The organism is Roseomonas sp. AR75 (assembly GCF_005222815.1).
Classification (GTDB): Bacteria; Pseudomonadota; Alphaproteobacteria; order Acetobacterales; family Acetobacteraceae; genus Falsiroseomonas.
Genome location: NZ_STGB01000006.1, coordinates 835,656 through 857,123 on the forward strand (window position 1 = coordinate 835,656; position 21,468 = coordinate 857,123).

18 protein-coding genes are annotated in these 21,468 nt (G+C 71.9%); 13 read left to right on the forward strand and 5 right to left on the reverse strand.

Annotated elements, in window-relative coordinates; all coding sequences use genetic code 11:
- Window positions 1-25: 25 nt before the first annotated feature.
- From E4T13_RS28430 to E4T13_RS30130, 3 genes are read right to left on the reverse strand one after another with little or no spacing between them, the layout of a single operon-like run.
- The gene (locus E4T13_RS28430) at window positions 26-676 is read right to left on the reverse strand and encodes an ABC transporter ATP-binding protein (protein ID WP_137181705.1); all 651 of its coding nucleotides are present in this window, start codon (window positions 674-676) and stop codon (window positions 26-28) included.
- A 10-nt stretch (window positions 677-686) separates the two neighbouring features.
- Entirely contained in the window at window positions 687-1,517 is an 831-nt protein-coding gene (locus E4T13_RS28435) for an ABC transporter permease (RefSeq protein WP_170985306.1), read from the reverse strand.
- Window positions 1,514-1,855, reverse strand: a complete 342-nt coding sequence (locus tag E4T13_RS30130; protein WP_170985307.1) for a DVU3141 family protein — start codon at window positions 1,853-1,855, stop codon at window positions 1,514-1,516. Before E4T13_RS30130 ends, E4T13_RS28435 begins: the two co-directional genes overlap by 4 nt.
- 240 nt (window positions 1,856-2,095) lie before the next feature.
- Here E4T13_RS30130 and E4T13_RS28445 point away from each other — a divergent pair, with 240 nt between their 5' ends.
- Together E4T13_RS28445 and E4T13_RS28450 are read left to right on the forward strand one after the other, a co-directional pair.
- A complete protein-coding gene (locus E4T13_RS28445) occupies window positions 2,096-3,889 on the forward strand; it encodes a hypothetical protein (protein WP_137181707.1) in 1,794 nt (597 codons plus the stop codon).
- Window positions 3,886-4,668, forward strand: a complete 783-nt coding sequence (locus E4T13_RS28450) for an SDR family oxidoreductase (RefSeq protein WP_137181708.1) — start codon at window positions 3,886-3,888, stop codon at window positions 4,666-4,668. The genes E4T13_RS28445 and E4T13_RS28450 overlap by 4 nt, the downstream gene beginning before the upstream one ends.
- Window positions 4,669-4,674: 6 nt before the next feature.
- On the opposite strand, the gene E4T13_RS28455 is transcribed toward E4T13_RS28450, so the two are convergent.
- Window positions 4,675-5,208: a glycine zipper 2TM domain-containing protein gene (locus E4T13_RS28455; protein ID WP_137181709.1), complete on the reverse strand. Its 534-nt coding sequence runs from the start codon at window positions 5,206-5,208 to the stop codon at window positions 4,675-4,677.
- A gap of 368 nt (window positions 5,209-5,576) precedes the next feature.
- On the opposite strand from E4T13_RS28455, the gene E4T13_RS28460 reads away from it, so the two are divergent.
- The 9 genes from E4T13_RS28460 to E4T13_RS28500 all read left to right on the forward strand — a co-directional run bounded on the left by E4T13_RS28460 (window position 5,577) and on the right by E4T13_RS28500 (window position 18,013).
- Window positions 5,577-6,905 (forward strand): transglycosylase SLT domain-containing protein, encoded by a 1,329-nt coding sequence (locus tag E4T13_RS28460; protein ID WP_137181710.1) that lies wholly within the window; start codon window positions 5,577-5,579, stop codon window positions 6,903-6,905.
- 87 nt (window positions 6,906-6,992) lie between these two features.
- Window positions 6,993-8,249, forward strand: a complete 1,257-nt coding sequence (locus E4T13_RS30720; protein WP_137181711.1) for a hypothetical protein — start codon at window positions 6,993-6,995, stop codon at window positions 8,247-8,249.
- Between the two features lie 116 nt (window positions 8,250-8,365).
- Entirely contained in the window at window positions 8,366-10,417 is a 2,052-nt protein-coding gene (locus E4T13_RS28470; protein ID WP_240791332.1) for an acetate--CoA ligase family protein, read from the forward strand.
- A gap of 2 nt (window positions 10,418-10,419) precedes the next feature.
- Window positions 10,420-11,280, forward strand: coding sequence for a MaoC/PaaZ C-terminal domain-containing protein (locus E4T13_RS28475; RefSeq protein ID WP_137181712.1), 861 nt, complete (start codon window positions 10,420-10,422; stop codon window positions 11,278-11,280).
- Window positions 11,281-11,402: 122 nt separating this feature from the next.
- Window positions 11,403-14,381, forward strand: a complete 2,979-nt coding sequence (locus E4T13_RS28480) for a calcium-binding protein (protein ID WP_137181713.1) — start codon at window positions 11,403-11,405, stop codon at window positions 14,379-14,381.
- 66 nt (window positions 14,382-14,447) lie between these two features.
- Window positions 14,448-15,128, forward strand: a complete 681-nt coding sequence (locus tag E4T13_RS28485; RefSeq protein ID WP_137181714.1) for a 3-oxoacid CoA-transferase subunit A — start codon at window positions 14,448-14,450, stop codon at window positions 15,126-15,128.
- A gap of 80 nt (window positions 15,129-15,208) precedes the next feature.
- Entirely contained in the window at window positions 15,209-15,847 is a 639-nt protein-coding gene (locus E4T13_RS28490) for a 3-oxoacid CoA-transferase subunit B (protein ID WP_137181715.1), read from the forward strand.
- The gene (locus tag E4T13_RS28495) at window positions 15,840-16,613 is read left to right on the forward strand and encodes an enoyl-CoA hydratase/isomerase family protein (RefSeq protein WP_137181716.1); all 774 of its coding nucleotides are present in this window, start codon (window positions 15,840-15,842) and stop codon (window positions 16,611-16,613) included. Before E4T13_RS28490 ends, E4T13_RS28495 begins: the two co-directional genes overlap by 8 nt.
- A complete protein-coding gene (locus E4T13_RS28500; protein ID WP_137181717.1) occupies window positions 16,610-18,013 on the forward strand; it encodes an amidase family protein in 1,404 nt (467 codons plus the stop codon). The genes E4T13_RS28495 and E4T13_RS28500 overlap by 4 nt, the downstream gene beginning before the upstream one ends.
- A gap of 53 nt (window positions 18,014-18,066) precedes the next feature.
- Here the strand turns inward: E4T13_RS28500 and E4T13_RS28505 are convergent, their stop codons facing one another.
- Window positions 18,067-18,393: a helix-turn-helix domain-containing protein gene (locus tag E4T13_RS28505; protein ID WP_240791333.1), complete on the reverse strand. Its 327-nt coding sequence runs from the start codon at window positions 18,391-18,393 to the stop codon at window positions 18,067-18,069.
- Window positions 18,394-18,528: 135 nt separating this feature from the next.
- On the opposite strand from E4T13_RS28505, the gene E4T13_RS28510 reads away from it, so the two are divergent.
- Window positions 18,529-18,855, forward strand: a complete 327-nt coding sequence (locus E4T13_RS28510; protein WP_137181719.1) for a nuclear transport factor 2 family protein — start codon at window positions 18,529-18,531, stop codon at window positions 18,853-18,855.
- 297 nt (window positions 18,856-19,152) lie between these two features.
- Entirely contained in the window at window positions 19,153-21,468 is a 2,316-nt protein-coding gene (mbhE, locus tag E4T13_RS28515) for a hydrogen gas-evolving membrane-bound hydrogenase subunit E (protein WP_137181720.1), read from the forward strand.

Consider the following 21,468-nt stretch of genomic DNA (forward strand, 5'->3'; position numbering starts at 1 on the left):
CGGCGCGCCGGCCGAGGCGAGGGGCTCAGAGGGCCTCGTAGGTGGCGATAGCTTCATCGAGTTCCTCGAAGAAGGTCAGCCGGCCCTCATGGAGGATCGCGGCGGTTTGGCAGAAGGTACGCACGTGCCACGGCTGGTGACTCACCATCACCAGCGCGCGGCTGCGAAGCTTGGTCTCCAGGATGTGCTGCGTGCGCTCCATGAAGCGCTGGTCGCCCACGCTGGTGGCCTCGTCGATCAGGTAGCAGTCAAAATCCATCGCAAGCGACAGCCCGAGCAGCAGCCGCGACATCATGCCCGCGGAATAGGTGGAGACAGGCATGTTCATGTAGTCGCCAAGTTCGGCGAAATCGTTGACGGCCTCGACCAGCTCTTCGACCGGCCGCTCGTAGATGCGCGCCACGAAGCGGGCATTGTCCGCGCCGGTCAAGGAGCCGTGCACGCCGATGCCGTGCGCCAGCGGCCAGGACACCGACATCCGCCGCTCGATCCGTCCCTGGTTGGGATACTCCACGCCGCCGAGCAGGCGCATCAGCGTGGACTTGCCGGAGCCGTTGCGTCCGAGGATCCCCAGCCGATCGCCGGGGCGTATGACCGCGGTGGCGTCGCGCAGGATCCAGCGCTTCCCCTTGCCGCGCACCTCGTAGAACTTGCTGACGCCGCTCAGCAGGATCATGCAGGCGCGCTCAGAATTCGAGCTTCGGGCGCACGGCGCGCAGCGCCGCGAGGCCGAGCAGGTTGACCACCGCCACCCAGAACAGCACGAAGCCGGTGCTGTAGAAGCTGGGCAGCGCCTCGCCGAAGAAGCCTTCGCGCACCATCTCGTGGATATGCGCCTGCGGGTTCAGCAGCAGCATGTTGCGGACGATCGGGTCCATCGCCATCAGTGGCACCAGCGCGCCGGACAGCGGCAGGCTGAGATAGACCAGCGGGTGGATCAGCCGCTCCGCGATCTCCCACCTCGCGGAGGCGGCGGCCGCCAGCAGCCCGAGCCCGTGCGCCAGCAGGAACAGCAGGATGATGCCGGTCAGCAGGATCGGGATGTCGGAGGGCGGCTGGTCGGCCCAGATCCACACGCCGACGACGATCAGCGCCATCACCGTGACCACCGCGGTCATCTCCAGCGCGTGCCGTGCCAGCACCACGTCCAGCAGCTTGATGCGGGAGTGGTAGAGCAGCGTCATGTTCGAACGCAGCGTTCCCGGCGCGCGGGAGATGATGGCGCGGAAGGTGAAGTAGGGCAGGTAGCTGACCAGCGCGAAGACGAACATCGAGACGCCGGGGATGCTGTGGCCGAAATCGAAGGTGGATTTCAGCGTGGCGATGGCGCCGGCCAGCAGCAGCGGCTCCAGGAACAGCCACAGGAATCCCAGTTGGTTCCGTCCGAAGCGCGTCTGCATCTCGCGCATCAGCAGGGCGTGGATCACCTTGCCCTGGCGGCGGAAGCCCTCCAGCGTGCGGGGCATCCCGTTCTGGCTGTCATCCCCGCGCCGGAACTGCCAGCCGGTGGCGCTCAAGGCCGCGGTACTCCGCCGCCGCGCAGCAACGGTCGCGCCTGCGCCCATCCGCCGCCTTCCGCCTGGCAGTAGAGCTGCGCCCGCTGCAGCGTGCCGGTGCCGACCAGCACCTCCCGGCATTCGCGTCCGCTTGCGGCGTAGTAGGCGCGTGCGACGCGGACGGTGGCCGGGCGGCCATCGGTCAGGACCACGCTGGATGCGCCGCCGGGCGCCGACTGGGCGACAAAGGCGCTCAGCGGGTCGGCTGGCACCGGCGCCGCCGCGGTTGCCGTCTGCTCCGCCGATTGCGACCAGCCGAGCCCGCTGGCACAGCCGCCCAGGAGCAGCAGCGCCAGCATCGCGGCCGGTCCCACAGGGCGGGCGCCCCGCCGGACCATAGGCAGATCGGTGGAGTGGCGCGTGACGCGCAAGGACACAGTGCTTTGCATCACTTGCAAGGTGTAGCTGATACGATGAATCCAGGCAAAACAGTATGGCACGCCATGATGGGTCGCACGCAAAGGTTGTCCCGACCTGTTGCCGCGATGCCGCTGCGCGTCGCTCGCGTTCCGCGGTAACATCCCGTTGTGCCGGACGCCATGCTGCCCCTGCCGGTGCCGGCCCCCCTGCTTGCGGCTTGGCCGCATCTGCCTGCCTTCTGGCCGGAACGGCGCCTCGTCGCCGGCCCGCCCGGCCTTGCGCCGGCCTTCGCGCCGGGGCCGTTCCGGCCACCGAGCCTGGGCGGGCGGGAGATGCCGGTGGCGCTGATCTGCGCCGAGGCGCCCGACCCGGTGGCGGCCGCCCTCGCCCAGCCCGTGCCGGTCATGCCGGGCCTTTCCGCGCTCCTGGCCCGCTTCGCCGCGGCCCGGCTGGGCGGGCCGCCGGGGCTGCCCGATCCCGGGCCTGCCGGGCTGGGCGTGCCGGCGCGCAGCGCGGTGGTGGTGCTCGATCCCTGCGATGCCACGCGGCGGGCCGAGGCGCTGGCCTGGCTGGCCGCCGCGCGGGCGACGCCCGGCCCGGTGCTGGTGGCGCGTGATCCCTTCGCCACGGGAGCGCCGGTCCTGCCCGGCAGCCTGCCGGCGCTGGATCCCTGGACGCTGCTGGACGGCGCGCGGGTCCTGCACGGCGCCTCCCGCGACATGGCGCTGCTGGCGATGGCCGCCGGCGTCACGGTAGCGGACGGTCCCTTGGCCGGCCTGGATGGCCAGGAATGCTGGGCCCGGCTGCTCGCGGCGACGCGCTGCGCCGATCCCTTCCGGCGCCGTCCCTGCCGCGTGGAGGAGGCGGTCGACCTGCTTGCGCTGTGGAAGGCGCGTGCCGCCGAGGGAAGGCAGGTCGCCGCCTGCCTCGGCATCCATCCCTACAAGCGTCCGCGCCTGCGTGCGCTGCTGGCCTCCGACCGGCCGCCTCCCGGCTTCCACGCCACGGCCGGCCGCGCCATCGCCGCGGCGCGGCGAGGCGGCGGCGCGCTGCTGACCTGGAGCGCCTCCGCCCCGGACGACCTGCCCGCCCGCGCTGCGGCCGCGGGCGTCACGCTGCTCTGGCTGGAGGACGGGTTCATCCGTTCGGCCGGATTGGGCGCCGCGTTCCGGCCTGGAGCGTCCTTCGCGCTGGATCGGCGGGGCCCCTACTACGATCCGGCGCGGCCGAGCGACCTCGAGCAACTTCTTGCCACCGCCGATTTCCCGCAGTCGCTCCTGGCCCGCGCGGCCACGTTGCGCCAGGCGATCGTCGCGCGCGGCATCACCAAATACAATCTCGGCGGCGAGGCACCGCGCATCGCCGCGCCGCCGGGGCGCCGGCGCATCCTGGTGCCCGGACAGGTCGAGGACGACGCCTCCGTGCGGCGCGGCGGGGCCGGGATCAGCGGCAACCGCGCCCTGCTGCACCGCATCCGCGCCGCCGAACCCGACGCCTTCCTGGTCTACAAGCCGCATCCCGACATCGAGGCCGGCTACCGCCGCGGCCGCATCCCGGCCGCGGAACTCGCCGGCCTGGCGGACCTGGTTCTGGAAGGCGCGCCGATGGCCGCGGTGCTCGAACAGGTGGACGCGGTCCACACCCTGACCTCCCTGACCGGCTTCGAGGCGCTGCTGCGCGGCATCCCCGTCACCTGCTGGGGCATGCCCTTCTATGCCGGCTGGGGTCTGACCGAGGACCGCGCCGCACCGCCCCGCCGCGGCCGCGCCCTCAGCCTGGACGCGCTGGTGGCGGGCGCCCTGATCCTCTATCCGCGCTGCCTCGACCCGCTGACCGAACTGCCCTGCCCGCCGGAGGTGCTGATCGAGCGGATGGACCAGCCCGCGCTCTTCCCGCCCGGCCGCTTCGCCGGCCTGCGCGCGGTTGAGGGCTTCGTGCGGCGCAGCCTCGCCCGTCTCCGGGGGCTGCGGTGAGGGCGTTCCGGTCGGTGGTGATCTCCGGCGCCTCGCGCGGGCTGGGCGCGGCGCTGGCGCGGCGCTTCGCGGCATCGGGCGCGCGGTTGCTGCTGGTTGCGCGAGATCGCGACGCGCTGGAGGCCGTGGCCGCGGACTGCGCGGCGCGCGGGGCGGCGGTCGAGATCGCAGCCCTCGACGTCGCCGAGGCCGCGCGGCTTGCTGCCGCCCTGGCGCGCTTCGAGGCCGCCGGTCCGGTCGATCTCGTCATCGCCAATGCCGGGGTGCTGGCCGGCACCGCCAGCGCGGGCGGCGCGGAAGATCCCGATGCGGCGGCACGGCAGGTCGCGGTGAACCTGCTCGGCGCGATTCACCTCGTCGGGCCGCTTCTGCCGGGCATGCTGGCGCGCGGGGAGGGGGCGGTGGCGCTGGTGGCCTCGCTCGCGGCCTTTCGCGGCCTGCCGGACAGCCCCGGCTACTCCGCCAGCAAGGCGGGCATGCTCGCCTGGGGGGAGTCGCTGCGTGCCGCGCATGCCCCGCAGGGGCTGCGCGTCACCGTGCTCTGCCCGGGCTTCTTCGACAGCGCGATGGGCGCGCGCCACCTCGGCCGCCGCCCGTCGAAGATGACGCTGGACGACACGGCCGCGCGTTGCGAGAGGGCGATCCGCGCCGGCCGCGCGATGGCGGCCTTCCCGCCCGCGCTGGCCTGGCCGCTGCGCCTTCTCGCGCTGCTGCCTTCGCCGCTGGCGGATCGGGCGATCCGGCTGGTGCGCTTCCGCATCCGCCCGGAACCGCCCTGACGCGCGCTATTTCGACATGCCTGGGCCGGAGACGCCGGTGGCGCCCATCGGCGCGCCGGCCACCCCCGGCGGCGGGCCGCCGGCGGCGCGGGACAGGCGCACGCGGTCGCCGCGGGTGATCACCACGCGGTCGCCGACCTGCAGCCCTTCCTCGTTGGTCTGCACCACCGCGATATCCACGCCGTTGTCCTGGCGGACGATGAACTCGATGGCGGCGCCGCGGGTCACGCCCTGGCCGATGGCATTGCCGGCGAGGCCGCCGACGATGGCGCCGCCGATGCCGGCCAGCGCGTTCGAGCGCCAGTCGCCGCCGATGAAGCTGCCCGCCACGCCGCCCGCCGCCGCGCCTGCCAGCGTGCCGACCGTGCCGTCGCCCTGCACCTGCACCGGCCGGGAGCCGACGATGGTGCCGAAGGAGACGCTGGCCGCCTGCCCGAGTCCCGCGCGCGAGACCGTCGTGCCGGTATTCGCCGGCGCGCAGGCCGGCACGGTGGCGAGCAGCGCGAAGGCCGCGATCAGGGGGAGGGCAGGTTTCGTCATGCGCATCGCGATCGGTCCCGTCTTGCCTCCGGACGTGCCGGCTTCCGCGCCGAACCGCCCCGGTCCTCATTGAACTGCGCGCAGTGGAACGACGCCCGGTGGCGCGGGCACGGCGCGCATTGCCATTCTTCTGCCTTGATCCCGGCCTTGCGTATACCCGCCCCCGGGTAGTAGGGGGTTGGTTTCTGGACTTGGCTCACGGCGTTAACGCGGCGCTTGAAGGCGTCGCTGCAATTCCTGGGTCAGCGTGCTTGAACGACGGGACGGAGTCGGGGTTGGCCCGGGTCGCCGCGGCCGTGGGGACGGCAGTGGCACCATGGGGGGGCGGGCCTCGGGGACCGACACCCGGCAACCGACGGAGTGCGAGCATGACCCGGTCCCGGCTGGCGCAGCGCATGCGACCGATCATGGCGTGCCTGCTGCTCGGCACGCTCGCCGCCTGCGGCACGCAACAGGCGGCGGTGCGCGCCCCGGTCTCTGATGGCGCCTGGCCTCGCCCTTCCGGCTATGATCCGCCGGGTCCGCCGCATGATCCCTGGGGTCCCTACATCAGCCAGGCCTCCCGCCGCTTCGACATCCCGGAGCGCTGGATCCGTGAGGTGATGCGCCAGGAATCCGGCGGGCGGGTTTCCGCGACCAGCCGGGTCGGCGCGATGGGCCTGATGCAGGTGATGCCCGGCACCTACGCCGAGCTGACGCGCCGCTACGGGCTCGGCGGCGATCCCTATCATCCCTGGGACAACCTGATGGCCGGCACGGCCTATCTGCGGGAGATGTACGACCTCTACGGCTCGCCGGCCTTCCTGGCCGCCTACAATGCGGGGCCGCGGCGGCTGGAGGATTATCTGTGGGGCAGTCGCGGCCTGCCGACGGAGACGCGGAACTACGTCGCGCGCATCGGCCCGCGCATCCAGGGCAGCAGCCCGACGCGCCGCGCGCCGCCGGAGGTCTATGCCGCTGCCGAGCTGCCCCTCAACATCCCCGCCGGTCCGCGCCGCGGCGACCGCGCCACCATGCTTGCGCTGCGCGAGCAGCGGCAGGGCGCCGACCCGGGCATCCGCGTCGCACAGCTTCCGCCCGGCCCGGTCGTGGCGATGGCGCCGATCCCCGACGGCAGCACCAGCAGCCCGCCGGCGCCGTACCAGGTCGCGTCGGCCGGCTCGGTGGTGGCGATGGCGCCTGTCGCCAGCCTCGGTGATTTCCAGCGCCGCATGGAGCCGATCGTCAGCCCGGGCGACCGGCCCGTTTCGGTCCAGGCGGTCACCCGCATGGACCCGATCGTCAGCCCCGGCGATCCCGGCACGATCAGCGCCGAGCCTCTCGCGCCGCCGCCCAGTGCCGTGGCGGCCGCGCCGGTTTCGCGCGGCTTCTCGCTGATCCCGCAGGCGCAGGCCGGCACGCTGCCGGTGCCGCCGCGGGTCCTGACGCCGCCGGTGCCCACGGCCGCCCGCTCGGGCGGCGCCTGGGGCGTGCAGGTCGGCGCCTTCGCCTCGCAGAACCTCGCGCGCAACGCGGCCAACCAGGCGCGCTCCCGCATGGGCGTGGCGGGGACGCAGGTCTCGGTGGAGCGCGTCTCCCAGGGCCGCTCGACGCTGTATCGCGCGCGGGTGACGGGCCTTGGCTCGCGCGGCGCCGCGGAGCAGGCCTGCACGCGACTGCGCGGCGGCGCCTGCATGGTGGTCGCGCCCGGCGCCTGAGGCGCCTGACCTCCCTACAGCCCTGGCCTTCCCACTTGGCCAGGGCCGTGCTCCTCTCGGATCCGTGATCCAGGGAGGAAGTCCAACATGACCAGGGAGCATCGCGGCGCGCTGCGCGGCATGGCCCGTGCGGCGCTTCTGTCTGCCGCGCTCGCCGCGCCGGGGGCAGCGCAGGCCGATCCGATCTCGATCCTCTTCATAGGCAACAGCTACACCTTCGGCCGCGTCGATCCCGCGATGTCCTACAACGCGGCCAATGTGCGCGACATGACGGCGCCGACGCAGCCCGGCTTCGGCAACACGACGGGCTCCAACCTCTATGAGCCGCATCCCTGGGGCGGCGTGCCCGGCATCTTCAAGGCGCTGACCACGCAGGCCGGGCTCGACTACGATGTCGCGCTGTCCACCCGCAACGCGGCCTCGCTGCGCGGGCACTATCTCAACACCAATCCGGTGGGCTGGAACCTGCGCAGCAACATCGCCACGCAGCGCTGGGACAAGCTGGTTCTGCAGGAACTCAGCGACGGTCCGCTGCCGGTCGGCACCACGGGCAATGCACGGCCCGGCTCCTTCACCATGTATGCGACGCAGCTCGCCGAATACGCGCGCAGCCAGAGCACGGACCGCAGCTTCACGGAGACGCAGCTCTTCGGCTCCACCCAGGCCTGCCGGGACGCCACCGGCAATTCCGCGAACACCTGCAACAACACCGTGCGCAGCGTCACCGGCAATCCGAACACGAACCCGGATACCGAGGTGTTTCTCTACCAGACCTGGGCACGGCCGAACCTGATCGAGGGCGGCGTCGTCACCAGCACCGACGACACCACTGGCGAGGTCACGCGCACCACCACCCCGATCACCGGCCCCTATCCGGCCGCGGACGGGCTGGAGCGGATGACGGAGGATCTGCGCGCCTCCTACGCGGCCGTGCTGGCAGCGCGCCCGGACCTGTTCGCCGACATCGCGCCGGTCGGCGAGGCCTTCCTCGCGGCGGTGCTGAAGGGTATCGCGACGCGGAACATGTATGCGCCGGATGCGCTGACGGATGGCCTCATCGACCTGTGGTTCGACGACGGCACCCATGCCAGCGCATGGGGTTCCTATCTCAGCGCGCTGACGCTTTTTGGCACCATCACCGGCCTCGATCCCCGCATCTTCGGCCGGGACGAGCAGGCGGCGCTGGATCTCGGCATCAGCGCGCGGGAGGCGGTGCTGCTGCAGCGCATCGCAGCGGAGACGCTGGGCCTGCCGGTGCCTGCTCCGGGTGCCGCGCCGGTGATGCTGGTGGGGCTGCTGGCGCTCGGCGCGCTGCGGCGCCGCAAGGATCGCCAGCCGGCCTGACGGCCGACCAGCGCAGCAATGCACTGATCCCGGGCTTGCGCCCGGGGCCGCACTCTGCACCCTGCGCGTCCGGCCAAGGAGGACGCGCCCTGCACGACCATCCGCTGGACGCGCTGTTGCGTCCACGCTCCATCGCCATCATCGGCGCGTCCGACGATCCCACGCGGATCGGCGGGCGGCCGCTGTCCTACCTGAAGACTCGCGGCTTCGCCGGGGCGATCCTGCCGGTGAACCCGAACCGCGCGACGGTGCAGGGTCTGCCGGCCTTCGCCGACATCGCGAGCCTCCCGCAGGCGCCGGACGCCGCGATCATCGCGATCCCCGGCGAAGGGGCGATCGCGGCGGCGGAGGCACTCGGCGCGCGCGGCTGCAAGGCGGCGATCACCTTCACGGCCGGCTTCGCCGAAGTCGGGCCGGACGGCGCGGCGATGCAGGACCGCCTGGTGGCGGCCGGGCGCCGCCACGGCATGCGCATCGTCGGGCCGAACTGCCTCGGCCTGTTCAACGCGCCGCTCGGCTACTTCCCGATCTTCTCCGCCAGCGTGGAGCAGGGCTGGATCCCGGGCGTGGTCGGCATCGCAAGCCAGTCCGGTGCCTATGGCAGCCACCTCTTCGCCGCGGCGCGTGCGCGCGGCATCGGCGTGCCCGTGCTGGTGACGACCGGCAACGAGGCCGACCTGCACCTGGCCGATTTCATCGAATGGATGGCGGCGGCCGACGAGGTGCAGGTGATCGCCGCCTATGCGGAAGGCATTCGCGACGGCGTGCGCTTCGTGCAGGCGCTGGAAGCCGCGCGACTCGCGCGAAAGCCCGTGGTGATGATGAAGGTCGGCCGCAGCGCGGTGGGCGAGGCCGCGGCCCAGTCGCACACCGCCTCCATCGCCGGCGACGACCGCGTGCTGGATGCGGTGCTGGCCGAGTTCGGCGTGCATCGCGCGCGCACGACGGAAGAACTGCTGGATGTCTGCTACGTTGCGCAGAAGCGCATCTATCCGTTCGGCAACACGCTGGGCGTGGTGACGATCTCGGGCGGCGCGGGCGTGCTGATCGCGGACGCCGCGGAGGCTGCGGGGCTGCCGATGCCGGAGATGCCGCAGGCCGCACAGGCGAGGCTGAAGGCGCTGGTGCCCTTCTCCTCGCCGCGCAATCCGGTGGACTGCACCGCCCAGGCCTTCAACGACATGAAGGTGGTCGGCGCCTTCGCGGAAAGCATGGCGGCGGATGGCGGCTACACCAGCCTGATCGCCTTCTTCACCGCCTGGGGCGACAGCGCGACGATGACGCCGCCGCTGCGGGCCGAGCTGAAGGCGGTGCTGGACCGGCACCCCGACCGGCTGTTCCTGCTCTCGATCCTCGCCTCGCCGGAACGCACGCGCGAATGGGAAGCGGATGGCTTCCTTGTGCTGGAGGACCCGACGCGCGCCGTCGTCGCCCTCTCCGCCCTCGGCCGCTTCGCCGATTCTTTTGGACGGCTGCCGCGGCCGGGTGGGGAAGTGGGGCTCCTGGATTTGCCGGCACAAGCGCCTGACGAGGCCGGCGCCAAGCGCATCCTGGCGGAGGCGGGCGTGCCGGGCGTGCCGGAACGCGCCTGCGCGACCGTAGAGGACGCGGTGGCCGCGGCGCGCGAGATCGGCTTCCCGGTCGTCGCAAAAATTCTCTCGGCGGACATCCTGCACAAGAGCGAGATCGGCGGCGTGCTGCTGAACCTGGCCGACGAAAGCGCGGTGCGGGACGGCTTCGCCACGCTGATGGCGCGCGGCGCCGAACGCGCACCGAAGGCGCGCATCGACGGCGTGCTGGTCGCGAAGCAGGTCCGCGACGCGGTGGAGATGGCGATCGGCGTGGTGCGCGACCCCGTCTTCGGCCCCGTCGCCATGGTCGGCCTCGGCGGTGTCTTCATCGAGGTGTTTCGGGACGTTGCCTTCCGGCGCTGCCCGGTGAGCGAGGAGGAGGCGGGAGAGATGATCCGGTCGCTGCGCGGCTTCCCGCTGCTGGATGGCGCGCGCGGCCGGCCGAAGGCCGATGTGCCGGCGCTCGCGCGCGCGCTCGCCGCGCTCTCGCGCTTCGGCATGCAGCCGCGTGTCCGCTCCGCCGAGGTCAACCCGCTGATGGTGCTGCCCGAAGGACAGGGCGCGCTGGCCGCGGACGCCGTCATCGAACTGGACTGACCATGCCCATCACCTACGAAAGACTGCTGAACTTCCCGATCCCGGATGTCCGCCAGCGGCTGCGATGGCAGGATGCTGCGCTGTACGCGCTCTCGCTTGGCTGCGCGCAGGATCCGATGGACGAAGCGGAGCTGCGCTTCGTCACCGAAGGCGCGGCGATGCGCGCGCTGCCGACCATGGCGGTGGTGCTCGGCTACCCCGGCTTCTGGCTGCGCGACCCCACCACCGGCGTGGACGCGCTGCGCCTGGTGCATGGCGAGCAGGCCATCACGCTGCACGGCACCCTGCCCGTGGAAGGCGAGGTGATCGGCCGGTCCCGCGTGACCGGCATCGTAGATCGCGGCGAGGGCAAGGGCGCGCTGCTCTACTCGGAGCGCGTCATCCTGGATGCCGCTACGGGCGAGAAACTCGCGACGCTGGAGCAGACCACCTTCCTGCGCGGCGATGGTGGATTCGGCGGCCCATCCGGCCCGGTGAAGAAGCCCGCGCCGGAGCCGGAGGGCGCGCCGGCGATCACGCTCGACCTGCCGACGCGGCCTGAGATGGCGCTGCTGTATCGCCTGAACGGCGACCACAACCCGCTGCACAGCGACCCCGCCGTGGCGGCGAAGGCCGGCTTCCCGCGCCCGATCCTGCACGGCCTGGCGACCTTCGGCGTGGTCGGGCGCGCATTGCTGCGTGCGGTGTGCGGCGGCGATCCCGCGCGCTTCGGCCGCATGGAATGCCGCTTCTCCGCACCGGTCTTCCCGGGCGAGACCATCCGCACGGAGATCTGGCCGCAGCCCGGCGGCGCGGCCTTCCGCGCGCGGGTCCTGGAGCGCGACGTGGTGGTGGTGGGGAACGGCGCCTTCCGGGCAAGGTGACGTTCGGGCGGCAATTCGCCAAATACGCGCATATTGGAATTGTTTTCCAACCTACGATGCTTGTGTCCACCGGCGCGCTGCGCGACTCTGTCCTCCGCTGAAGCGGGGAAGGGCGGGCGGCCATGGCGCAGATCACCGGCACGGCTGGCAATGACCTGATCCGCACCGCCGCGGCCGGCGGGTCCAACAACGGCCTGCCTGCCGCCAGCCCCGGCGGCGGCGATGTGATCCTCGGCGCCGAGGGGGCGGACACGATCCTGCCCGGCACCGGCTGGAACATCGCCCTCGGCGGCACGGGCAACGATTCCATCGCGCTGGCCGATGCCGGCTACGCCTTCGGCGAGGCGGGGGACGATGTCCTCGCCACGACGGGCCAGGCGATGCTGGACGGCGGCACCGGCAACGACACGCTCAGCGCCACGGGCAGCCTCGGTGCCGTGCTGCGCGGCGGGGATGGCCCGGACCGGCTGTCGGGCGGGCACGGCAATGACCAGCTTGCAGGCGATGCCGGCGCCGACACGATCCTCGGCTCGCGCGGCAACGACACCGTGGATGGCGGCGAGGGCGCCGATGTCATCGACTATGGCGCGCTCGGTGCAGGTGTGCATGTCCTCGCCACGCCCTTCGGCGGCTTCGTCCGCATGGCCAAGATCGCCACCGCCGGCGGTGCCGTGCTCGGAATCGACACGCTCACCGGCATGGACGGCTTCGTGGGCACCGCGGGCCATGACCGCCTGCTCGGCAGCGGGCTCGACGAGAGTTTCGCCGGCGGCGCGGGGAACGACACCATCGGCGGCGGCGATGGCTTCGACACGCTGCGCTACGACAATGCAGCGGGTCCCGTCAGCGTGAACCTGGCGACCGGCCGTGCCTCGGACGGGCTGGGCGGCACGGACTTGCTGCGCTTCGCCGCCCCCGGGCGGAGCAGCATCGAGATGGTGGTCGCCGGCGCGGGTGCGGACACGCTGATCGGCGATGGCGGCGACAACTGGCTGCGCGGCGGCGCGGGTGCGGATCTGCTGGACGGCGGCGCCGGGTTCGACGTCGCGGACTGGTCCGGCGATTCCACCGTGACCGGCGTGCTGGCCAATCTCGGCGCGGTCGCGGTGGGCGGCGTCGCCGGCGGCAGCGCGCGCGATTCCTCGGGCGCGACGGACACGCTGCTGTCCATCGAGGGTCTGCGCGGAACGGCCGCGGCGGACACGCTGATCGGCTCGGACGCCGACAACCTGCTGGGCGGGCAGCGTGGCGCGGATTCTCTGCAAGGTGGCCTCGGCGACGACACGGCCGATTACGGCGACGATGCCGACCCGAACGGCGATGGCTTCGGCGTGATCGTCAACCTCTCGGACGCCGCGCTGGTGCTTGCAGCCTTCGGCGCCGAGGGCGCGCGGACCGTGGCCGGGCATGGCGCGCGCGACGGCTGGGGGAATACCGACCTGCTGTCCGGCGTGGAGGGCGCGCGCGGCAGCCTGCACAATGACGTGCTGGTCGGGCTGGAGCGCGCGCCGGCCTTCACCTTCGCCGGCGTGGCGTTCCACGCCCGGGATGCCTCGGTGCTGCGCGGCGGGCTTGGTGCCGACACGATCATGGGCGCCGACCCGGATGACGGCGTCATCGCCAGCTACCGCGACGACGCGGGCGGCATCGTTGCGCGCCTCGACCTCGGCATCGCCGTGCAGGACGGCTTCGGCACGCTGGACACGCTGGTGAACGTCTTCGGCATCGAGGGCAGCTTCTCGGACGACCTGATCGTCGCCGGCGACAACGGCGCCTTCATGCAGGGCGGCGGCGGCGACGATACGCTCGCAGGCGGCCTGGGCTTCGACCGCGTCAGCTATGCGCGGGCGGCCGCCGGCGTGGCGGTGGACCTATCCGCCGGCACCGCAGAGGATGGCGATGGCGGTACGGACAGCCTCGCCGGTACCATCGAGTTCGTCGCCGGCAGCCGCTTCGCCGACCGTCTGGCGGGCGATGCGGACGGCACCTGGTTTCTGGGCCTCGCGGGCGCGGACACCTTCATCGGCGGCGCCGGCGAGGATTTCGTTTCGTACTACAGCGCGAGCATCGACGTCGCGCGCCCGGTCCATCTGGATGCGATGATCAACCTGCAGGCCGGCTGGGCCTGGGATGGCGACGGATCGGGCGCGCAGGGGTCGCTGGATCGCTTCACCAGCATCGAGCATGCGCTCGGCAGCGCGGGCGCGGACACGCTGTTCGGCTCCTCCGGTGCCAACAGCCTGCACGGGGCGGAGGGCGACGATTCCGCCAGCGGCGGCGGCGGCAACGACATGCTCGCGGGCGGCGCCGGCGCCGACACGCTGGACGGCGCCGGCGGCTTCGACACCACCGATGGCGGCTCCGGCGACGATGTGCACATCGTGAACAGCCGCTTCGACCTGGTGATCGAGGCGGCGGGCGGCGGCAACGACACCGTCTTCGCCTCCAGTTCCTACTGGCTCGGTGCGGCGGCGGAGGTGGAGATGCTGCGGCTGTCCGGTGGCCTGTCCACCAACGGCTTCGGCAACGGCTTCGACAACATCCTCATGGGCAATGGCGGCAACAACCGGCTGGAAGGTGGCGTCGGGCTGGACGACCTTTATGGCCTGGACGGGGCCGATACGCTGGTCGGCGGCAATGGCGCGGACACGCTGACCGGCCATGACGGCGCGGATTTCTTCTACTTCGAGAAGGCCGCCGAGAGCTTCCGCGCCGGCGTGGACCTGATCACGGACATGGAGACGGGCTTCGACCGCATCGCCTTCACCAATATTCCGGGCAAGCTCTTTGCCGGCGTGGCGCAGGCCGGCGTCGGTTTCAACGGCGCGGTCTCCGTGATCTTCGCCAGCCTCGGCACCGGCGCGAACACCTATGCGGAGGTGATGGACGGGCTGAACGCCGCGCTCGGCGGGTCGGGCAACGTCACCGCCAGCGGCGGGCTGCTGCAGGTCTGGCAGGTGGACGTCGCGGGGGGCAGCGCGGCGGGGACATATGTCTTCGTCAATGACGGCATCGCGGGGGCGCTGGCATCCGCCGACATGCTGGTCGCCGTGACCCTTTCGGGCGGGCCGCTCTCCGCCGGGGACTTCCTGCTGGCGTGATGCTGGACGGGTCGCGCCCGTCCGGGTAACTCCGCTGCCAGACGGGCGGAGGAGCGGCAGACGCGCATGATCAACAAGATCGTCCAGTCCATCGCCGACGCGCTCGCCGGCGTGAAGGACGGCTCGACGGTGCTGATGGGCGGCTTCGGCGCCGTGGGCCAGCCGGACGAGCTGATCGAAGGCCTGATCGAGCAGGGCGCCAAGGACCTGGTGGTCGTTGCCAACAATGCCGGCGCGGGGCGTGTCGGCCTGGCGAAGCTGATGGAGATGGGGCGCGTTCGGAAGATCATCTGCTCCTTCCCGCGCTCCGCCGGCTCCACCGTGTTCGAGGAGCTGTATCGCGCCGGGAAGCTGGAGCTGGAGATCGTGCCGCAGGGCACGCTCGCCGAGCGCATGCGCGCCGCCGGCGCCGGCATCGCCGCCTTCTACACGCCGACCGGCGCGGGCACGAAGCTGGCGCAGGGCAAGGAGACGCGGGACTTCAACGGCCGCGCGCATGTGATGGAGCTGGCGCTGAAGGGCGACGTCGCGCTGATCGAGGGCTGGGAAGCCGATCGCTGGGGCAACCTGACCTATCGGGAGAGCGGGCGGAACTTCAACCCGGTGATGGCCATGGCCGCCGACCTCACCGTGGCGCAGGTGCACCATCTGCGTGAACTGGGAGAGATCGCGCCGGACAACGTCCATACGCCCGGCATCTTCGTGAACCGCGTCGTGCAGGTCGTGCGCGGCGCGCCTTGGATTTAGCGCGGCCGATTCAGACCTCCGGGCCTTCGGCCCTGCGGTCATCGGACGCGGGCTCTCGTTCTGGAAGGAGTCGCGAACCCATGTGGAACCGTCAGCAGATGGCCGCCCGCGTCGCGCAGGACATCCCGGAAGGCTGGTTCGTCAACCTCGGAATCGGCATCCCGACGATGGTCGCCGACCATGTTCCGTCCGAGCGCGAGGTGATCCTGCACAGCGAGAACGGCATCCTCGGCATGGGTCCCGCGCCGGAGAAGGACAAGGTCAATGCCTGGCTGGTGAATGCCGGCAAGCAGCCGGTCACGCTGCGGCCCGGCGGCAGCTTCTTCCACCACGCCGACAGCTTCGCGATGATCCGCGGCGGCCACATCGACCTGTGTGTCCTCGGCGCCTTCGAGGTGGCGGAGAATGGCGATATCGCGAACTGGGCGACCAGCGAGAACGACAGCGCGCCCGCGGTCGGCGGCGCGATGGACCTCGCCGCCGGCGCGAAGCGGCTCTGGGTGGTGATGGAGCACACCACCAAGGACGGCACGCCGAAGCTGGTGGAACACTGCGGCTATCCGCTGACCGCGATGGGCGCGGTGCAGCGGGTGTACACGAACCTTGCCGTGGTGGATGTCGTGCATGGCCGCGGCTTCGTGGTGCGCGACATCGTGCCGGGTCTTTCTCTGGCGGATGTGCAGGCCAAGACCAGCGCGACGCTGCACGCCGATGGCTGAGATGCAGGTCCGGTCGGCGCGCGACGCCGGCGTGCTGACGCTGACGCTCGACTATCCCGCACGCCGCAACGCGCTGGCGGTGCCGCTGCGCGAGCAACTGCACGACCTGCTGGAAGCGGCGCAGGGCGATCGCGCGATCGGCGCCATCGTCGTCACCGGCGCGGGCGGCACCTTCTGCTCGGGCGGCGACATCTCCGGCATGGATGTGTCGGACCACGCCGGCGGGCTGGAGCGCATGCGGCGCACGCATCGCATCATCCGCCTGATGGTGGCGGGCCGCCTGCCCATCGTCGCGGCGGTGGAAGGCTGGTGCGTCGGCGCGGGGCTGTCCGTCGCCTGCGCCTGCGACACCATCGTCGCGGCCGAGGACGCGAAGTTCATGGCGGGCTTCGGAAAGGTGGGCCTGATGGCCGATCTTGGCCTGCCCTTCACCCTGCCGGCGCGCATCGGCAACGGTCGCGCGCGCCAGTTCTTCCTCTACGGCACGCAGGCAAGCGCGGCCGAGGGCGAGCGCATCGGCCTGGTGGACCATGTCGTGCCGAAGGGCGTGACGCTGGAAAAGGCGCAGGAACTCGGACGCTTCCTGGCCGCGCAGGCCGCACTGCCGATCGCGCTCACCAAGCGCATCCTGGCCGAAGGGTTGGAACGCGCGCTGGAAGACGAACGCCAGTTCCAGACCGCCTGCTTCCTCAGCGCCGACCATGCCGAGGGCAAGGCGGCCTTCCTCGGCAAGCGCGAACCGAAATTCGGCGGAGGACCGCGATGACCCAGTTCTGGCGCCTGCCGGCCACCGAGATCGCCGCGCTGGTGCGCGGCAAGCGCGCGAGCGCGACCGAGGTCGCGAAGGATGCGCTCGCGCGGCTCGACGCCGCAAACCCCGCGATCAACGCCGTTGTGGATCACCGGCCCGAGGACACGCTGGCCGAAGCGGCGCGCGTGGATGCGATGATCGCGCGCGGCGAGGACGCCGGCCCGATGGCGGGCGTGCCGGTCACCATCAAGGTGAACGTGGACCAGGCGGGCTACGCCACCACCAACGGCCTCAAGATTCAGAAGGACCACCGCGCGACGGAGGACAATCCCGTCGTCGCGAACCTGCGCAAGGCGGGCGCGGTGATCCTCGGCCGCACCAACACGCCCGCCTTCTCGCTGCGCTGGTTCTGCCGCAACGGCCTGCATGGCCACACGAAGAATCCCTGGGATCCCGGCATCACGCCCGGCGGGTCTTCCGGAGGCGCGGCTGCAGCCACCGCAGCCGGCATCGGTGCGATCGGGCACGGCACCGATATCGGCGGCTCCGTGCGCTATCCCGCCTATGCCTGCGGCATCCACGGGCTGCGGCCGACCCTCGGCAGAATCCCGGCCTGGAATCCGTCGCTGCCGGATCGGCACATCGGCGGACAGATCATGGCCGTCTCGGGTCCGCTCGCGCGCACCATCGCCGATGTGAAGCTTGGCTTCGAGGCGATGAGCGCGCGCGACGTGCGCGAGCCCTGGTGGGTCGGCGCGCCCATGGAAGGCCCGCCCGCGCCGAAGCGCGCGGCGCTCTGCATGCGCCCTGAGGGCCTGGCGACCTCCGCACCCGTCGAAGCCGCGCTGCGCGACGCCGCGAAGCGGCTGGAGAACGCCGGCTGGACGGTGGAGGAAGCGCCGCTGCCGCCGTTGCGCGAACCCGCGCAACTCCAGGCGTTGCTGTGGCTCGCGGAAACGCGCCGCGGGCTGAACAAGGCCATCGCGGCGGAGGACGATCCCGACGCGACGTTCGTCTATACCCAGATGGAATCGCTCTGCCCCGCGCCCGACCTGTTCGGCTTCATGGACGCGCTGCAGAAGCGCGTCGGCTTCGTGCGGGAGTGGATGGAGTTCTTCGAACGCTTCCCCGTCGCGCTCTGTCCCGTCTCCGCCGAGCTGCCCTTCCGCGACCAGCAGGATGTCGAAAGCGTCGAAGTCTTCCGCGCCGTCATGGAAGCGCAGCTCACCCAGGTCGGACTGCCGCTGATGGGGCTGCCCGGACTGACCGTGACCACCGGCCTGGTCGGCCGGACGCCCGTCGGCGTGCAGCTCGTCGCCGGCCGCTACCGCGAGGACCTGCTGCTGGACGCCGGCGCCGCCATCGAGGCCGCCGGCACGCCCAAGACGCCGGTCGAGCCGCAGGTCGCCGCCTGAATGGCCGAGGGACCAGCGCGGCAGCGACCGCGCGCGGCCCTGAGCAGAGGCTCCTAGTCGGGCTCGGTCGCCGCAACCGGCGGCGAGACGAAAGCCGAGGGCGCGCGTTCCGCCCAGAGGAGCAAGGCATCCAGCGCCGGGCAGAGCGCTTGTCCCCAGTCGGTCAGGTGATACTCGACCTTGGGCGGCACCTGATGATGCACGATGCGCGCCACGACGCCGTCCGCCTCGAGCTGGCGCAACTGCTGGATCAGCATCTTCTGCGACACGCCGGGAATGGCGCGCTCCAGATCCGAGAAGCGCCGGACCTGACCACCGAAGAGCTGGAACAGGATCACGAGCTTCCATCGCCCTTCGAGTACCCGGATCACGTCCTGCACGCCCTGCGCGGCCGTCTCCGCCGTGTAGGCCGCACGCTTACCCTCAGGTAAGTCGCTTACCTTTCCGTCTGTTCTTGTCATCCGGGCAGCCTAGAAACAGCTTCACCGCGGAGCAAGCAACCGCGGAGACATGCGATGACCGATGCACTGCCAGAACCGATCGCGGCCTATGTCGCGGCGAATGCCCGCCTGGATGCGAATGCCATGCTGGCGCCCTTCGCACCGGACGCGGTCGTGCGGGATGAGGGTGGGCGCCATGTGGGCCGGGATGCGATCCGGGCCTGGATCGACGCGGCGACGATCGCCAGCCGCGCCGTCTTCTCACCCGAGACGTGGCGCGAACAGGATGGCCGCTTCATTGTCGAAGGGCCGACTGCGGGCGACTTTCCCGGCAGTCCGATCCGCTTCACCTTCCGCTTCACCCTACGCCACGGCGCGATCACCGACCTGGATATCGCGTGATGCCGCCGCACCAGGATGCAGCCGAGTTCGCGGGCGCCGCGTCCTCGTGACGGCGGGCAGCAAGGGCGCAGCGACGGCGGCACCATTCCGACCGTCCAGACCTACCCCGCGCTGCGCCCCCGAGCACCTGTCGCGGCCGCATCGATCGCCCGTGTTCGCCTCCGTGAACATGCAGGCCCGCCGGCGTTCGCAGGCGTGAACGCCAACCAACCTGCCGGCTTGGCGGCAAAGCCCGTAACGCACTGAAACCATTATGCAGGCCGGACGTGGCACGGCGCTTGAACTGCGGTGTCGGTCATGGCCTTCCCCGACATCGCCCTCGTCCTGCCGCTTGCCATCGGCCTGGTCGCCGCCGCCCTGGCGGCGCGGCTGGGCGGGCATCGTGCCGCGATCGCCGGATCCGTCGCGGCCGGGTTGGCCTTCCTTGCCTATGTGCTGGTGTCCGCCGGCGCCGAGGGCGGGGCGGCGCCGGCGAGCGCCTTCTGGTCGGTGCCGTCCCTCGGCATCGCGGGCGGGCTTCGGCTCGACGGCCTGTCGCTTCTCCTGGCCCTGCTCATCACCGGCATCGGCGCGCTGGTGCTTCTCTATGCCGGGCGCTACCTGCAGGGCGATCCGCGGCTGACGCGCCTGGTCGTGCTGCTGCTGCTGTTCATGGTCGCGATGCTCGGCGCAGTGACGGCCGACGACGTGATCACGCTGTTCGTCTTCTGGGAACTCACGAGCATCGCGTCCTTCTTCCTGGTCGGCTACGACCACGAGAAGGCGGGTGCGCGGAAGGCCGCGCTGCAGGCGCTGCTGGTCACGGGCGGCGGTGGCCTCGCGCTGCTCGCGGGCCTGATCCTGGTCGCCATGGCCGCGGGCACCACCAGCCTGTCCGGCATCATCGCGGCGCGGGAGGCGGTGCTCGCGCACCCCGCAGCGATGCCGGCGATGCTGCTGGTCGTGCTCGGCTGCTTCACCAAGTCGGCACAGTTCCCCTTCCACTTCTGGCTGCCGAACGCGATGGCGGCGCCGACACCCGTCTCGGCCTACCTGCATTCGGCGACCATGGTGAAGCTCGGCGTCTACCTGCTGGCGCGGCTGAGCCCGGTCTACCAGTCCGAGGCGCTGTGGCAGGACCTGTTGACCGGGGCCGGGCTCCTGACCGCCGCGACGGGCGCTTTGCTCGCGCTGCGCGAGAACGACCTGAAGCGCGTGCTGGCCTACACCACCGTCACCGCGCTCGGCACGCTGGTGCTGCTGATCGGCATCGCGCCCGACCTTTCGGCGACCGCGGCCGTGACCTTCCTGCTGGTGCACGCGCTCTACAAGGCAGCGCTCTTCCTCGTCGCCGGCATCCTCGACCACGAGACGGGCACGCGCGACGCCGCGGCGCTCGGCGGGCTGCGCCACGCCATGCCCTGGACGGCGGCGGCGGCGGTGCTGGCGGCGCTCTCCATGGCCGGGCTGCCGCCCTTCGTCGGCTTCGTCGCGAAGGAGATCGTCTACGAGGCCAAGCTTGCCACCGGCGGCGCGGCCGGGGTGGTTGCGGGCATCGGCTTCCTGGTGAACGCCGCGATGGTGGCGGTGGCGGGGCTGCTCTCCTGGCGGATCTTCTTCGGGCCGCGCCGCCCGACGCCGCGCGCGCCGCACGATCCGCCGAAATCCATGCTGGCCGGACCGGTGCTGCTGGCCTCTCTGGGGCTGCTGGCCGGCGCGGCGCCGGGCCTGGTCGGCGCCTGGCTGCTCGACGACGCGGCGACCGCCATCCTCGGCCGACCGGTCGAGGTGCCGCTGAAGCTCTGGCACGGCTTCACGCCGGTGCTCGCGATGAGTGCGGCGACCATCGCGCTCGGGCTGCTGATCCTGCTCGGCTGGGAAAGGCTGATGCCGCGGCTGCGCGGCGTTGCGGCGATGGACAGGTTCGGCCCGTCCCGCGGTTACGACCGCGCGCTGGCGCGCGTGATCGACTTTGCCGAGGGCACGACGCGCGCTGTCCAGCACGGCAGCCTGCGCGGCTACATGCGGACGCTGCTGCTGGTTGCGGCGCTGGCGCCGCTGGCGGTGCTGCTGGCACGCGGTGGCGTGGACCTCCCGGAGAGCGGCGGGCTTGATCCGCGCGCCTTCGCCTTCGGGCTGGTCGCGCTCGGCGCGGTCGCCACGGCGCTTGCCCGCAGCACCTTCGCGGCGGTGATGGCTGTCGGCCTCGTCGGCTTCGGCACGGCGCTGGTCTTCCTGACGCATGGCGCGCCGGACGTCGCGCTGACCCAGTTCACGGTGGAGGTGCTGCTGGTCGTCATCCTGGCGACCGTGCTGATCCGCCTGCCGGTCAAGGCGCGCGACATCCGCACGCCGCGTCAGCGCGCGGGCGACGCGGCCGTGGCGGTCGCGCTCGGCGGCTCCGTCGCCATGCTGCTGCTGGCGGTGCTGGCCTCGCCCTTCGATCCGCGGCTCGGCGAATGGTTCGGGGAGAACAGCGTGCCGGCCGGCCATGGCCGCAACGTGGTGAACGTCATCCTCGTGGATTTCCGTGCGCTCGACACGCTGGGCGAGATCGCGGTGCTCGCCATCGCGGCCTTCGCCGTCATCGCCCTGCTGCGCGGCGCCGCGCGGCCCCTCCGGCCCGGGAACTGA